The sequence below is a fragment of the Streptomyces sp. NPDC044064 genome, from assembly GCF_056434245.1.
The window spans coordinates 34765-46708 of sequence record NZ_JBWKFN010000037.1; the positions used below are offsets into that span (position 1 = coordinate 34765).

Genomic DNA, 11944 nt, shown 5'->3' on the forward strand with positions numbered 1-11944 from the left:
CAAAAAAAACACGAACCACCTCCCCCTCCCCCCCCCCCCCCCCCCCCCCCCCCCCCCCCCCCCCCCCCCCCACCCCCCCCCCCCCCCCCCCTGTGCCGGGAGTGTCAGGCGAGCTGCGCCGGAACGTACGGCGCGAGGTCGGCCGCGAGTTCCTCGTGCACCCGGACCTTGAGCAGGGTGCCCTCCGCGGTGTGCTCCTCGGAGATCACCTCGCCCTCGGTGTGGGCGCGGGCGACGAGCTTGCCGTGCGTGTACGGCACGACCGCCTCGATCTCGACCGACGGCCGCGGCAGGTCGCTGTCGATCAGCGCGAGCAGCTCCTCGAGGCCCTGGCCGGTGCGGGCCGAGACCGCGATGGAGCGCTTCTCGATCCGCATCAGCCGCTGGAGCACCAGCGGGTCGGCCGCGTCCGCCTTGTTGATCACGACGATCTCGGGTACGTCGGTGGCGCCGACGTCCCGGATCACCTCGCGCACGGCGGCGAGCTGCTCCTCCGGTGCCGGGTGCGAGCCGTCCACCACGTGCAGGATCAGGTCGGAGTCGCCGACCTCCTCCATGGTGGAGCGGAACGCCTCGACCAGGTGGTGCGGCAGGTGCCGGACGAAGCCGACGGTGTCGGCCAGGGTGTACAGGCGGCCGCTCGGGGTCTCCGCGCGGCGCACGGTCGGGTCCAGGGTCGCGAACAGGGCGTTCTCGACCAGGACGCCCGCGCCGGTGAGGCGGTTGAGCAGGGAGGACTTGCCGGCGTTGGTGTAGCCCGCGATGGCGACGGACGGCACCTTGTGACGCCGGCGCTCCTGGCGCTTGATCTCGCGGCCGGTCTTCATCTCCGCGATCTCCCGGCGCATCTTCGCCATCTTCTCGCGGATCCGTCGCCGGTCCGTCTCGATCTTGGTCTCACCGGGGCCGCGGGTGGCGAGGCCGCCGCGACCGCCACCCATCTGGCGGGACAGCGACTGACCCCAGCCTCGGAGCCTCGGCAGCATGTACTGCATCTGCGCGAGCGCGACCTGCGCCTTGCCCTCTCGGGACTTGGCGTGCTGGGCGAAGATGTCGAGGATCAGGGCCGTACGGTCGATGACCTTGACCTTGACGACGTCCTCGAGCTGGATCAGCTGGCCCGGGCTCAGCTCACCGTCGCAGATGACGGTGTCGGCGCCCGTCTCGAGGACGACGTCGCGCAGCTCCAGCGCCTTGCCGGAGCCGATGTAGGTGGCCGCGTCGGGCTTGTCGCGGCGCTGGATCACGCCGTCGAGCACGAGCGCGCCCGCGGTCTCGGCGAGAGCGGCCAGCTCCGCGAGGGAGTTGTCCGCGTCCTGCGCCGTGCCCGTGGTCCACACCCCGACGAGCACGACCCGCTCCAGGCGGAGCTGTCGGTACTCGACCTCGGTGACGTCCTCGAGCTCGGTGGAGAGGCCCGCCACACGGCGCAGCGCCGCGCGTTCGGAGCGGTCGAACTGGTCGCCGTCCCGCTCGCCGTCGATCTCGTGGCTCCAGGCGACGTCCTCTTCCATCAGGGCATCGGCCCGGAGACCTTCGGGATAGTCGTGCGCGAGGCGCTTGGTGTCCTGGGAAGGGGAAGAAGAGGAGGTCATTGGATCCTTACGTCGATGCGAATGCCGAATCGGGGGACATTGTCTCAACGCGTGGGCACCCCGGGAGATTCCCGTGTCCGTACCGCGCCGACCTGAAGATGGTCGCACGGTACGGGCCGTCTCGTCACCGCCTTATTTCCGGGCCGGGCCCATGGCACGCCTGGCGTCTTCGGTGTTCTTGGCGTCCCTGCCCGGCTTCATGGTCTTCCAGTCCGGGTGGCCGGGCATCGGCGGGGTCTTCTCGCCGTACAGCCAGTCCTCGAGGAACCCGCTCAGGTCGCGGCCGGCGACGGCGGAGGCGAGGCGGACGTAGTCGGCGGTGGTGGCGGTGGAGTCCCGGTGCTGCTTGACCCACAGCTTCTCCAGGCGCTCGAAGGCCCGTGTGCCGATCTCCTGGCGCAGGGCATAGAGGGCCAGCGCGGCGCCGTCGTAGATGTTGGGCCGGAAGATGCCGATCTTCTGGCCGGGCGCGGGCGGCTTGGGCCGGGCGGGCGGGCCGCCGGAGGCGCGCCAGCTGTCGGAGGCGGTGTACGCGGCCTTCATCCGGTCCTCCATGGGCTTGTGCGCCTTCTCCTCCGAGTAGAGGGACTCGTACCAGGTGGCGTGGCCCTCGTTCAGCCAGACGTCGGACCAGGTGCGGGGGCTGACGCTGTCGCCGAACCACTGGTGGGACAGTTCGTGCACCATGATCGACTCGAGGTACCACTTGGGGTAGTCGGGCTGCGTGAACAGGCGCTTCTCGAAGAGCGAGAGAGTCTGTGTCTCCAGTTCGAATCCGGTGGAGGCCTGTGCCATGAGCACGCCGTACGTCTCGAACGGGAACTTGCCGACCTTGCTCTCCATCCAGGCGATCTGGTCGGGCGTCTTCGCGAGCCAGGGTTCGAGTTCCTTGCGGTCGGCGCTGGGCACGACGTCCCGGACGGGCAGCCCGTGCGGCCCCTCGCGGTGCAGGACGGCGGAGCGGCCGATGGACACCTGGGCGAGTTCTGTGGCCATGGGGTGCTCGGTGCGGTAGGTCCAGGTGGTGCCGGTGCCGACCCGGTTCGCTCCGGCGGGTACGCCGTTGGCGACGACGGTGTAACCGTTCGGGGCGGTGACGTGGATGGTGAACATCGCCTTGTCGGACGGGTGGTCGTTGCACGGGAAGACCAGGTGGGCGGCGTCGGCCTGGTTGGCCATGGCGAGGCCGTCGGAGGTGCGCACCCAGCCGCCGTCCTCGTCCTTGCCGGCGACGGGATCGCTGGTGTGCTTCACGACGATCCGGGTCCAGTGGCCCTTGTGCAGGGATCGCACCGGCGTGACGACCAGGTCCTGGCCGGCACTCGTGAAGTCGGCGCGGCGGCCGTCGACCTCGACGGACTCGACCTTGCCGTGCGCGAAGTCGAGGTTGACGCGGTCCAGGTCGGCGGTCGTCCGGGCGTCGATCGTCGTGACGGCCCGGAGCGGCTTGTCGTTGGAGCCGGTGTAGGTGAAGGACAGGTCGTACGACGCCACGTCGTATCCGGGGTTGCCCAGGTACGGGTAGAGGCGGTCGCCGACGCCCAGCGGCTGGGCGGGGGCGGCGGCGGCGAGGAGGCAGACGGAGACGGCGGACGCGAGCAGGGCAGCCGTCCGGCGGCGCAGGGGCCGGTGGTTCGCGCGCGGGCGGGAGGTGAGCGGCATGCAACACCGCTACCAGCGCGCGCGTGCGCCACGGCGGCGACGCGCGCCCGGCCCACCCGAACGGGTTCGTCCGGAGCGCCTTTCTCAGGAAGCCCGACGGCTCTTCTCGCGGGACGCCCGGCGTCGTCTTCTCGGGGAACGCCCGGCGTCGTTTCAGGAAGCAGGCGCCTGGTGCTGGGCCCTGCTCACGTCGTACACCCCGGCCACGTCGCGCATCGCGCGCATGAGGGCCGGGAGGTGGGCCGCGTCGGGCAGCTCCAGGGTGTAGGTGTGGCGGACCCGCTGCTGGGTCGGGGGTTCCACGGTCGCGGAGACGATCTCGGCGCCCTGCAGGGCGATCGCCTCGGTGAGGTCGGCGAGCAGATGGGGGCGGCCGAACGATTCAGCGACCAGGGTGACCCGGCACGCGGTGGTGTCTCCCCAGCGCACACCGATCTCCGCGCGCCCCCGGCTCTTCATGTGCGCCACCCCCGCGCACCCCACGCGGTGCACGGTCACCACTCCCCCGCGCACGGCGAAGCCGGTGATCTCGTCGGGCGGTACGGGCGTACAGCACCCGGCGAGGCGTACGACGGCCCCGGGGCGGTCCGCCAGGACGTCGGCGCCGCGCGGGCGGCCCGCGGGGGCGCCGTCGGCTCCGGCGGAGCGGGCGGCCGTACCGCTCGCCGTGGCCGCGCCGCCTCCCGTGCCCACGGTGCTGCCGCCGGCTCTCGCGGACTCGCCCTCCGCACCGCTCGCCGCGGCCGCGACGGTCCCGCCGTCCGCCCCCTCGGTCCCGCCCCCCGCGTCCCCGGCCGGGTGCGTGGCCAGCCACCGCTGGATGGCGATGCGGGCGGCCGGGGTGTGTGCGTGCTCCAGCCACTCGCGGGAGGGCTCGGAGGCCGGATCCTGGCCCATCAGGAGCTGGACCGTGTCGCCGTCCCTCAGGACCGTGCTGAGGGTCGCCAGGCGGCCGTTGACCCGGGCGCCGATGCAGGCGTGGGCGTCCTCGCCGTACTGCGCGTAGGCAGCGTCCACGCAGGTCGCGCCCTCGGGCAGGCCCAGGGTGCCGCCGTCGGGGCGGAAGACGGTGATCTCGCGGTCCTGGGCGAGGTCTTCGCGCAGGGTGGACCAGAAGGTGTCCGGGTCGGGCGCGGCCTGCTGCCAGTCGAGGAGGCGGGAGAGCCAGCCGGGGCGGGTGGGGTCGGCGCGCTCGCCGTCGGCCGGGTCGTCGGAGCCGGGTGCGTACGGGTTGCCGAGGGCGACCACACCGGCTTCGGCCACCTTGTGCATCTGGTGGGTGCGGATGAGGACTTCGGCGACCTGGCCGTCCGCGCGGGCGACCGCCGTGTGCAGGGACTGGTAGAGGTTGAACTTCGGTACGGCGATGAAGTCCTTGAACTCCGAGACGACCGGCGTCATGCAGGTGTGCAGTTCACCGAGGACGCCGTAACAGTCCGCGTCCTCGTTCACGAGCACCAGGAGACGGCCGAAGTCGGCGCCGCGCAGTTCTCCGCGTTTTCGGGCCACGCGGTGGACGGATACGAAGTGGCGGGGGCGGATGAGGACTTCGGCCGGGATGTCGGCCTCGCGCAGCACTCCACGGGCCTCCTCCGCGATCTCCGAGAGGGGATCGTCGGAGCGGGCCGCGTTCGCGGCGATCAGCTCCCTGGTGTGTTCGTACTCCTCGGGATGGAGGATGGCGAAGACGAGGTCCTCCAGTTCGGTCTTCAGGGCCTGCACGCCGAGGCGTTCGGCGAGCGGGATGAGGACGTCGCGGGTGACCTTGGCGATCCGCTCCTGTTTCTCGGGGCGCATCACGCCGAGCGTGCGCATGTTGTGCAGGCGGTCGGCGAGCTTGATCGACATCACGCGCACGTCGCTGCCCGTGGCGACGAGCATCTTGCGGAAGGTCTCGGGCTCGGCGGCCGCTCCGTAGTCGACCTTCTCCAGCTTCGTGACGCCGTCGACCAGGTAACGCACCTCCTCGCCGAACTGCTCGCGCACCTGGTCCAGCGTCACATCGGTGTCCTCGACGGTGTCGTGGAGCAGAGAGGCCGTCAAAGTGGTGGTCTCGGCGCCGAGTTCGGCGAGGATCAGGGTCACGGCCAGCGGGTGCGTGATGTACGGCTCGCCGCTCTTGCGCATCTGGCCGCGGTGCGAGGACTCGGCCAGGACGTAGGCGCGGCGCAGGGGTTCGAGGTCCGCGTCGGGGTGGTGGGCGCGGTGCGCCTCCACGACGTGGCCGATCGCGTCGGGCAGCCTGCCGCGAACGGCGGGGCCGAGCAGCGCGGCCCGGCCGAGCCTGCGCAGGTCGATCCGGGCCCGGGACTTCCTGCGGGCCACCGTGGGCGCCGTGGGCGCTACCGGGCCAGGGGTCGCAGGGTTCGTGGCCTCCGCACTCATGGGCACCTCCGGCTCGTCGACCGGCGGACGGAGCCCAGGGCATGCGCGGCTCAGGGATGGCAACGTTCCCCCGTCCGTGCCGGTGCTTGATGCTACCGAGCCCACCACGTGCGACTGACCGCCTCTCGCCGAGCGTGAAACGGATCACCCAATCGAGCGACGACGAGGAGGTTTAGAGTTTGCGCCACCTGCCCTGCACTCGGCCGGGGTTTCGAACGGTCCCGGCCGCCGGAAATCACCGAAACCGGCGTCCGGAGTCGCTCGTTGCACGGTTTCCCCAGGTCAGCGGAGCGCGTTTTCCAGCCACTCGGAGTCGATCTCGCCCTCGGCGACGATCACGGCGGGTCCGGTCATCTCGATCTCGCCGTCCGGCCGTTCGGTGATGACCAGGCGCCCGCCGGGCACGTCCACGGTGTACGTCGCCGGCGCACCGGTGGCGGCGGGGTCGGCGCCGTCGCGCCGGGCGGTGGCCACGGCGACCGCGCACGCGCCGGTGCCGCAGGAGCGGGTCTCGCCGGAGCCGCGCTCGTGCACGCGCATCGCGACGTGCCGGGGGCCGCGGTCGACGACGAACTCGACGTTGACCCCGTCCGGGTAGGCGGCCGCCGGGCTGACGGGCGGCGCGGCGTACAGGTTGCCGGCGTGCGCGAGGTCCTCGACGAAGGCGACGGCGTGCGGATTGCCCATGTTCACGTTGCGCGCGGGCCAGCTGCGCTCGCCGACGCTCACGGAGACCTCGCCCTCGGGCAGGCGGGCCCTGCCCATGCCGATGGTGACGTCACCGTCCTTCGCGATGTGCACGCTCTTCACGCCCGCGCGCGTGGCGATCGCGAGGTCGCCCTCGCCCACGAGTCCGGCGTGCTGGAGGTAGCGGGCGAACACCCGGGTACCGTTGCCGCACATCTCCGCGATCGAGCCGTCGCCGTTGCGGTAGTCCATGAACCACTCCGCCTCGGCGGCCATCTCCCGGGCCTCCGGGTGCGCGGCGGACCGGACGACGTGCAGCACCCCGTCGCCGCCGATGCCGGCGCGGCGGTCGCACAGGGCGGCGACGGCCGCCGGCGTGAGGTCGAGGGTGTTCTCGGGGTCCGGGACGATCACGAAGTCGTTCTCGGTGCCGTGGCCCTTGAGGAAGGGGATCCGCGTGCGCGTGCTCATTCCTCGATCGTAAGGGAAGCGCGTCGTCACGCTGCGGGACCCGCACCCCTTGCGGGACGCCTCAGCGGAGCCTTGCCACGCGCCAGACGGCAAGAGTGACCACGACGGCAACCAACAGGACGTACCCGAGCACCACCCGCCAGTCCGGGCGGCGGCCCGAGCCGCGGGCCGGGAGACCCGGCCAGGTGTAGCCCACCCGGCGGGCGGCCATCATGCCCCACCCCGCCGCGCAGGAGCAGATCAGGAGGCCCAGCATGGCGATCACGGCGCCGCTGTCGCCGAAGTCGAAGGCGAGCGGGAAGGCGAACATCAGGGAGCCGCCCGCGGCCAGGGCCACGATGGGCGCGAGCTGCCAGATGCGCAGTCGCCGCTGCGGGCGCAGCTCGACCTCGACCTCCGGACCGCTCGCGTACATCTCCTCGGGCGCAGGCCCGTCGGCGGTGACAACGCCCGGGGTCTCGTCCGGACCGTCGTCGGTCAGGTCTGCCAGCTCGGTCAGAGAGTCCTCGCGCCGGTCCGGCTCGTCACCGTCCGTGGTGACGTGCTCGGTACTGTGTGCAGTGTCGCGAGGGCCGGCCTCCATCGCCACGCGCCCTCCCAACTAGGACTCCACTTGGTCGATCGAAGCACGATGATGGCACGGCGCCGCGCGCCCCGTTGACCGGCGGCGCATCCCGATGCCATGACGTGATCAGGCTGTGACCGGTCGTTCGACCAACGCCAGGGCCTGCCGCGGAAGTTCCCCGCGGTCCGCCGCGGCCCCACTCAGCCAGTGCACCCGCGGATCGCGCCTGAACCATGAATCCTGACGGCGCGCGAAGCGCTTGGTGGCGCGCACGGTCTCGGCCCGCGCTTCCGCTTCGGTGCAGTCCCCGGCCAGCGCGGCGAGTACCTGCTGGTAGCCCAGCGCGCGCGAGGCCGTGACGCCCTCGCGCAGCCCCTGCGCCTCCAGGGCGCGCACCTCGTCGACGAGACCCGCCTCCCACATCCGGTCGACACGGAGCGCGATGCGCTCGTCGAGTTCGGGGCGCGCGACGTCGACGCCGATCTGGACGGTGTCGTAGACGGAGTCGTGGCCGGGAAGATTGGCTGTGAAGGGCTGCCCGGTGATCTCGATCACTTCCAGGGCGCGGACGATGCGGCGGCCGTTGCTGGGCAGGATCGCGCGGGCCGCCTCGGGGTCGGCGGCGGCCAGGCGCGCGTGCAGGGCGCCGGGGCCGCGCAGCGCCAGCTCCTCCTCCAGGCGGGCTCTGACCACGGGGTCGGTGCCGGGGAACTCCAGGTTGTCGACGGCTCCGCGGACGTAGAGGCCGGAGCCGCCCACCAGGATCGGCCAGCGGCCCTCGGCGAGCAGGGCGTCGATCCGCTCGCGGGCCAGCTTCTGGTACTCGGCGACGGAGGCGGTGACCGTCACGTCCCAGATGTCCAGCAGGTGGTGCGGGATGCCGCCGCGCTCCTCGCGCGTCAGCTTGGCGGTGCCGATGTCCATCCCTCGGTAGAGCTGCATGGAGTCGGCGTTGACGACCTCGCCGTCGAGTCGTTGGGCCAGGAAAACGCCCAGATCGGACTTTCCGGCCGCTGTGGGTCCGACGACGGCGATGACGCGAGGGGCGGGAGATGTACTGCTCACCGCACCAGTCTCGCAAACCTCACGACCACGCCTCGAACGAGTTACGTGACGGTACGCATCGCACTTCGTTGCACCGAGGTGCCCACCGGTCGCCGGACATGGTGACCCGGGTGGTGCAAACGGACGCACCGTGTGACGCGGGATTTCGCCCGCACGAGTAACGTAAGGAGTGGATATGGGCGTTTTTGCACGGCTCCTCGGCAGGTCGAAGGCGACGCAGGAGGCGGCGCCCGACGAGGTGCAGACCGGCACCGAGTCGGGAGCGGCCGAGGTGGTGGCGGAAGCGGACCGGGCAGCGGAGGCGAAGGGGTCGACCGAGGACGGACGCGAAGGCGAGGCGGCGGAGGCGAAGGCCGCCGAGTCCGGCGCGGCCGAGAGCGCGGAGATCCCCAAGCAGCAGTCGGCGGACGAGGCCGCCGACAGCGAGGCCGGTGAGAGCGCCCGCACATGACTGTCCCCGTGAGGGAAGGTGGACCATGGGTCTGATGGACAACGTGAAGGCCAAGCTCGCTCCGGCCAGGGACAAGGTGTCGGACCTCGCCCAGAAGCACGGGGACAAGGTCCAGCACAGCATCGACAAGGCCGCCAAGGCCGTGGACGAGCGGACCAAGGGCAAGTACAGCGACAAGATCAATGTCGGTACGGACAAGGCGAAGGGGGCGATGGACCGCCTGGCGCACAAGGAGGGTCCGGAGACCGGCGACGCCGCGACCCCGACCCGGCCGGAGGGCCCGCCACCGGCTTCCTGAACGACACGCGGATCGGCGGACGGCCGTGGAGCGCCAGTGCTCCCGGCCGTCCGCCGTTTCGTCTCCGCGGCGGGGCGCCGCCCGGGGCTTGTCCACGGCGGGGCGCCGCCCGGGGCTTGTCCGCGGCAGGGCGCCGCCCGGGGCTTGTCCGCCGCCGGGGGCGCCTAGGACCAGGTGGCGACCAGGTACCCGACGCCGTACGGGGCGTCGTCGTAGAACAGTGCCCCGCTCAGGCCCGCGCCCTCGGCCGCTCCGGCGAGGACCTGCCAGGGCGCGCGGCCGGAGGCCTTCAGCTCGTACGCCAGCCCGGCGTCCAGCGCCTCGACGGCCGCCACGTCCGCCGCTCCCAGCGCACGCGCGACCTCGGCGTCGAAGGGCGCCGCCCGCTCGTCCAGGTAGCCCGGTGCCTTGAGCGTGCGGCACGCGCTGGCGTCGCCCATCACCAGCAGCGCCACCCGCCCGGCCCGGGCGGCGATGTCCCGTCCGGCCTCGACGCACCGCTCGGTCGCGAGCGGTTCCCCGACACCGAGCCCCTCGATCGGGGCGTCCGCCCAGCCGGTGCGCTCCAGCAGCCAGGCGCCGACCGCCAGCGACGTGGGCAGCTCACCCCCGGCGGCCGCGTCCGGGGCCGGACCGAGGCGCACGTCCACGTCGACACCGAACCCCCGGAAGGAGCCCGGGGTGCCCTGCGGGTGCCGGCCGCGCCCGCTCCGCTCGGCGGGCCCGACGACCACCAGCAGGTCGGGGCGGGCGGCGGCGAGCACGCCGAGCGCGTCGGTGCACGCCGCGCGCGCGGCGTCCAGTTCGGGCGCGGCACCCGCGGCGACCTCGGGCACGAGCAGCGGCGGGCAGGGGCAGACGGCTGCGGCGACAAGCATGATCGGGAGCCTACTGCCAGGGGGGTGGCACCGGGTCGGAGCTCCACACCAGCTCGGCAAGCCGGTAGATCACGCGGAACGTGGAGACCATCCCCTCGATGTTCGCGTAGTAGGCGTCCCCGTCCCCGATCCGGTAGACGTCACGGCGCTTCTGGCGCAGCCCGGGGCGGGGGCGATGGGTGCAGGCGAGCTCGTAGAGGCGGGCGCGGGCCTCCTCCAGGGTGCCTTCGAAGCGCGCCGCCTCCTCGCTGCGGTACTCGTCCCCGTGACCGAACTGCGCGAGAACCGTCCAGTGCGCCATGTTCCGCCCCCCCTGCCCCTGGCTTCCGGATGTGATCAGTCCAGCGCGCAGCCGCTCGTGGCGGCCGGCAGCGGCGCCGGCACCCCGATCGTCGGCAGCCCCAGCATGACGCCCGCCGGCTTGGCGGCCTGGGCGGCGTTGCGCTTCTCCCACGCGTCGCCCGCGCGCGTGCGGCGCACGGCGAGGACGGAACCCTCGGCGAGGAGGTGGTGCGGGGCGGCGTACGTGATCTCGACGGTGACCACGTCGCCCGGGCGGACGTCCTGCTCCGGCTTGGTGAAGTGGACCAGCCGGTTGTCGGGGGCGCGGCCGGACAGGCGGTGGGTGGCGCCGTCCTTGCGGCCCTCGCCCTCGGCGACCATCAGCTCCAGGGTGCGGCCGACCTGCTTCTTGTTCTCCTCCCAGGAGATCTCCTCCTGGAGGGCGACGAGCCGCTCGTAGCGCGCCTGGACGACCTCCTTGGGGATCTGGCCGTCCATGGTGGCGGCGGGGGTGCCGGGCCGCTTGGAGTACTGGAAGGTGAACGCCTGCGTGAAGCGCGCCTCGCGGACGGCGTGGAGGGTCTGCTCGAAGTCCTCCTCCGTCTCCCCCGGGAAGCCCACGATGATGTCGGTGGTGATCGCGGCGTGCGGGATGGCGGCCCGCACCTTCTCGATGATCCCGAGGTAGCGGTCCTGCCGGTAGGAGCGGCGCATCGCCTTGAGGACGGTGTCCGAGCCGGACTGGAGCGGCATGTGCAGCTGCGGCATGACGTTCGGCGTCTCGGCCATGGCGGCGATGACGTCGTCGGTGAAGTCGCGCGGGTGCGGGGAGGTGAAGCGGACCCGCTCCAGGCCCTCGATCCTGCCGCAGGCGCGCAGCAGCTTGCTGAAGGCCTCGCGGTCGCCGATGTCGGAGCCGTACGCGTTGACGTTCTGCCCGAGCAGCGTGATCTCGGAGACGCCCTCGGCGACCAGCGCCTCGACCTCGGCGAGGATGTCGCCGGGACGGCGGTCCTTCTCCTTGCCGCGCAGGGCCGGGACGATGCAGAAGGTGCAGGTGTTGTTGCAGCCGACGGAGATCGAGACCCAGGCCGCGTAGGCGCTCTCGCGCCGGGTCGGCAGTGTGGAGGGGAACGCCTCCAGGGACTCGGCGATCTCGACCTGCGCCTCTTCCTGGACGCGGGCGCGCTCCAGCAGGACGGGCAGCTTGCCGATGTTGTGCGTGCCGAAGACGACGTCCACCCAGGGCGCCTTCTGCACGATGGTGTCGCGGTCCTTCTGCGCGAGACAGCCGCCGACCGCGATCTGCATACCGGGGTGGCCCGCCTTCTTGGACGCGAGGCGGCCGAGGTTGCCGTAGAGCCGGTTGTCGGCGTTCTCGCGCACCGCGCACGTGTTGAAGACCACGACGTCCGCGTCGCCGTCCGAGCCCTCGGGGGCGCGCACGTACCCGGCGTCTTCGAGCAGCCCGGACAATCGCTCGGAATCGTGGACGTTCATCTGGCACCCGTAGGTACGGACTTCGTAGGTCTTGGGTGCTGCTACGTCCACTGCGGGGCTCCGGTCGCTGCTGATGGTCATGGGTCAAGGGTAGGCGGTCCCGGA

Annotated in this window: 11 protein-coding genes; 2 read left to right on the forward strand and 9 right to left on the reverse strand. The window is 72.2% G+C overall.

The window, feature by feature from the left end; genetic code table 11:
• Positions 1–104 precede the first annotated feature (104 nt).
• The 6 genes from hflX to miaA form a co-directional block, all read right to left on the reverse strand.
• Positions 105–1595, reverse strand: a complete 1491-nt coding sequence (gene hflX / locus AC07DS_RS39910; RefSeq protein ID WP_479153648.1) for a GTPase HflX — start codon at positions 1593–1595, stop codon at positions 105–107.
• A gap of 132 nt (positions 1596–1727) precedes the next feature.
• Complete coding sequence (locus tag AC07DS_RS39915) at positions 1728–3257, reverse strand: M1 family metallopeptidase (RefSeq protein ID WP_479153650.1); 1530 nt, start codon at positions 3255–3257, stop codon at positions 1728–1730.
• 153 nt (positions 3258–3410) lie between these two features.
• Positions 3411–5642: a RelA/SpoT family protein gene (locus AC07DS_RS39920; RefSeq protein ID WP_479153652.1), complete on the reverse strand. Its 2232-nt coding sequence runs from the start codon at positions 5640–5642 to the stop codon at positions 3411–3413.
• 282 nt (positions 5643–5924) lie between these two features.
• Entirely contained in the window at positions 5925–6800 is an 876-nt protein-coding gene (gene dapF / locus AC07DS_RS39925) for a diaminopimelate epimerase (protein ID WP_479153654.1), read from the reverse strand.
• Between the two features lie 61 nt (positions 6801–6861).
• Positions 6862–7383: a hypothetical protein gene (locus AC07DS_RS39930; protein WP_479153723.1), complete on the reverse strand. Its 522-nt coding sequence runs from the start codon at positions 7381–7383 to the stop codon at positions 6862–6864.
• A gap of 108 nt (positions 7384–7491) precedes the next feature.
• Complete coding sequence (gene miaA, locus AC07DS_RS39935; protein WP_479153656.1) at positions 7492–8430, reverse strand: tRNA (adenosine(37)-N6)-dimethylallyltransferase MiaA; 939 nt, start codon at positions 8428–8430, stop codon at positions 7492–7494.
• A gap of 175 nt (positions 8431–8605) precedes the next feature.
• On the opposite strand from miaA, the gene AC07DS_RS39940 reads away from it, so the two are divergent.
• Both AC07DS_RS39940 and AC07DS_RS39945 read left to right on the forward strand, forming a co-directional pair.
• The gene (locus AC07DS_RS39940) at positions 8606–8881 is read left to right on the forward strand and encodes a hypothetical protein (protein WP_479153658.1); all 276 of its coding nucleotides are present in this window, start codon (positions 8606–8608) and stop codon (positions 8879–8881) included.
• Between the two features lie 25 nt (positions 8882–8906).
• Positions 8907–9179, forward strand: a complete 273-nt coding sequence (locus AC07DS_RS39945; RefSeq protein WP_479153660.1) for an antitoxin — start codon at positions 8907–8909, stop codon at positions 9177–9179.
• Between the two features lie 164 nt (positions 9180–9343).
• Here AC07DS_RS39945 and AC07DS_RS39950 read toward each other — a convergent pair whose 3' ends face one another.
• Genes AC07DS_RS39950 through miaB form a run of 3 tightly spaced genes read right to left on the reverse strand, consistent with a single transcriptional unit; the run spans position 9344 to position 11920 of the window.
• Positions 9344–10057, reverse strand: a complete 714-nt coding sequence (locus AC07DS_RS39950) for a class III extradiol dioxygenase subunit B-like domain-containing protein (RefSeq protein ID WP_479153662.1) — start codon at positions 10055–10057, stop codon at positions 9344–9346.
• 10 nt (positions 10058–10067) lie between these two features.
• Positions 10068–10358: a hypothetical protein gene (locus tag AC07DS_RS39955; protein WP_479153663.1), complete on the reverse strand. Its 291-nt coding sequence runs from the start codon at positions 10356–10358 to the stop codon at positions 10068–10070.
• Between the two features lie 35 nt (positions 10359–10393).
• Entirely contained in the window at positions 10394–11920 is a 1527-nt protein-coding gene (miaB, locus tag AC07DS_RS39960) for a tRNA (N6-isopentenyl adenosine(37)-C2)-methylthiotransferase MiaB (RefSeq protein WP_479153665.1), read from the reverse strand.
• Positions 11921–11944 lie beyond the last annotated feature (24 nt).

Bases quoted from the DNA above. Each gene is read 5' to 3' on its own strand.
- AC07DS_RS39920 (WP_479153652.1), bottom strand. From the start codon at position 5,642: ATGAGTGCGGAGGCCACGAACCCTGCGACCCCTGGCCCGGTAGCGCCC.
- AC07DS_RS39945 (WP_479153660.1), top strand. From the start codon at position 8,907: ATGGGTCTGATGGACAACGTGAAGGCCAAGCTCGCTCCGGCCAGGGAC.
- miaB (WP_479153665.1), bottom strand. From the start codon at position 11,920: ATGACCATCAGCAGCGACCGGAGCCCCGCAGTGGACGTAGCAGCACCC.
- AC07DS_RS39930 (WP_479153723.1), bottom strand. From the start codon at position 7,383: ATGGAGGCCGGCCCTCGCGACACTGCACACAGTACCGAGCACGTCACC.
- AC07DS_RS39915 (WP_479153650.1), bottom strand. From the start codon at position 3,257: ATGCCGCTCACCTCCCGCCCGCGCGCGAACCACCGGCCCCTGCGCCGC.
- dapF (WP_479153654.1), bottom strand. From the start codon at position 6,800: ATGAGCACGCGCACGCGGATCCCCTTCCTCAAGGGCCACGGCACCGAG.
- AC07DS_RS39950 (WP_479153662.1), bottom strand. From the start codon at position 10,057: ATGCTTGTCGCCGCAGCCGTCTGCCCCTGCCCGCCGCTGCTCGTGCCC.
- AC07DS_RS39955 (WP_479153663.1), bottom strand. From the start codon at position 10,358: ATGGCGCACTGGACGGTTCTCGCGCAGTTCGGTCACGGGGACGAGTAC.
- AC07DS_RS39940 (WP_479153658.1), top strand. From the start codon at position 8,606: ATGGGCGTTTTTGCACGGCTCCTCGGCAGGTCGAAGGCGACGCAGGAG.
- hflX (WP_479153648.1), bottom strand. From the start codon at position 1,595: ATGACCTCCTCTTCTTCCCCTTCCCAGGACACCAAGCGCCTCGCGCAC.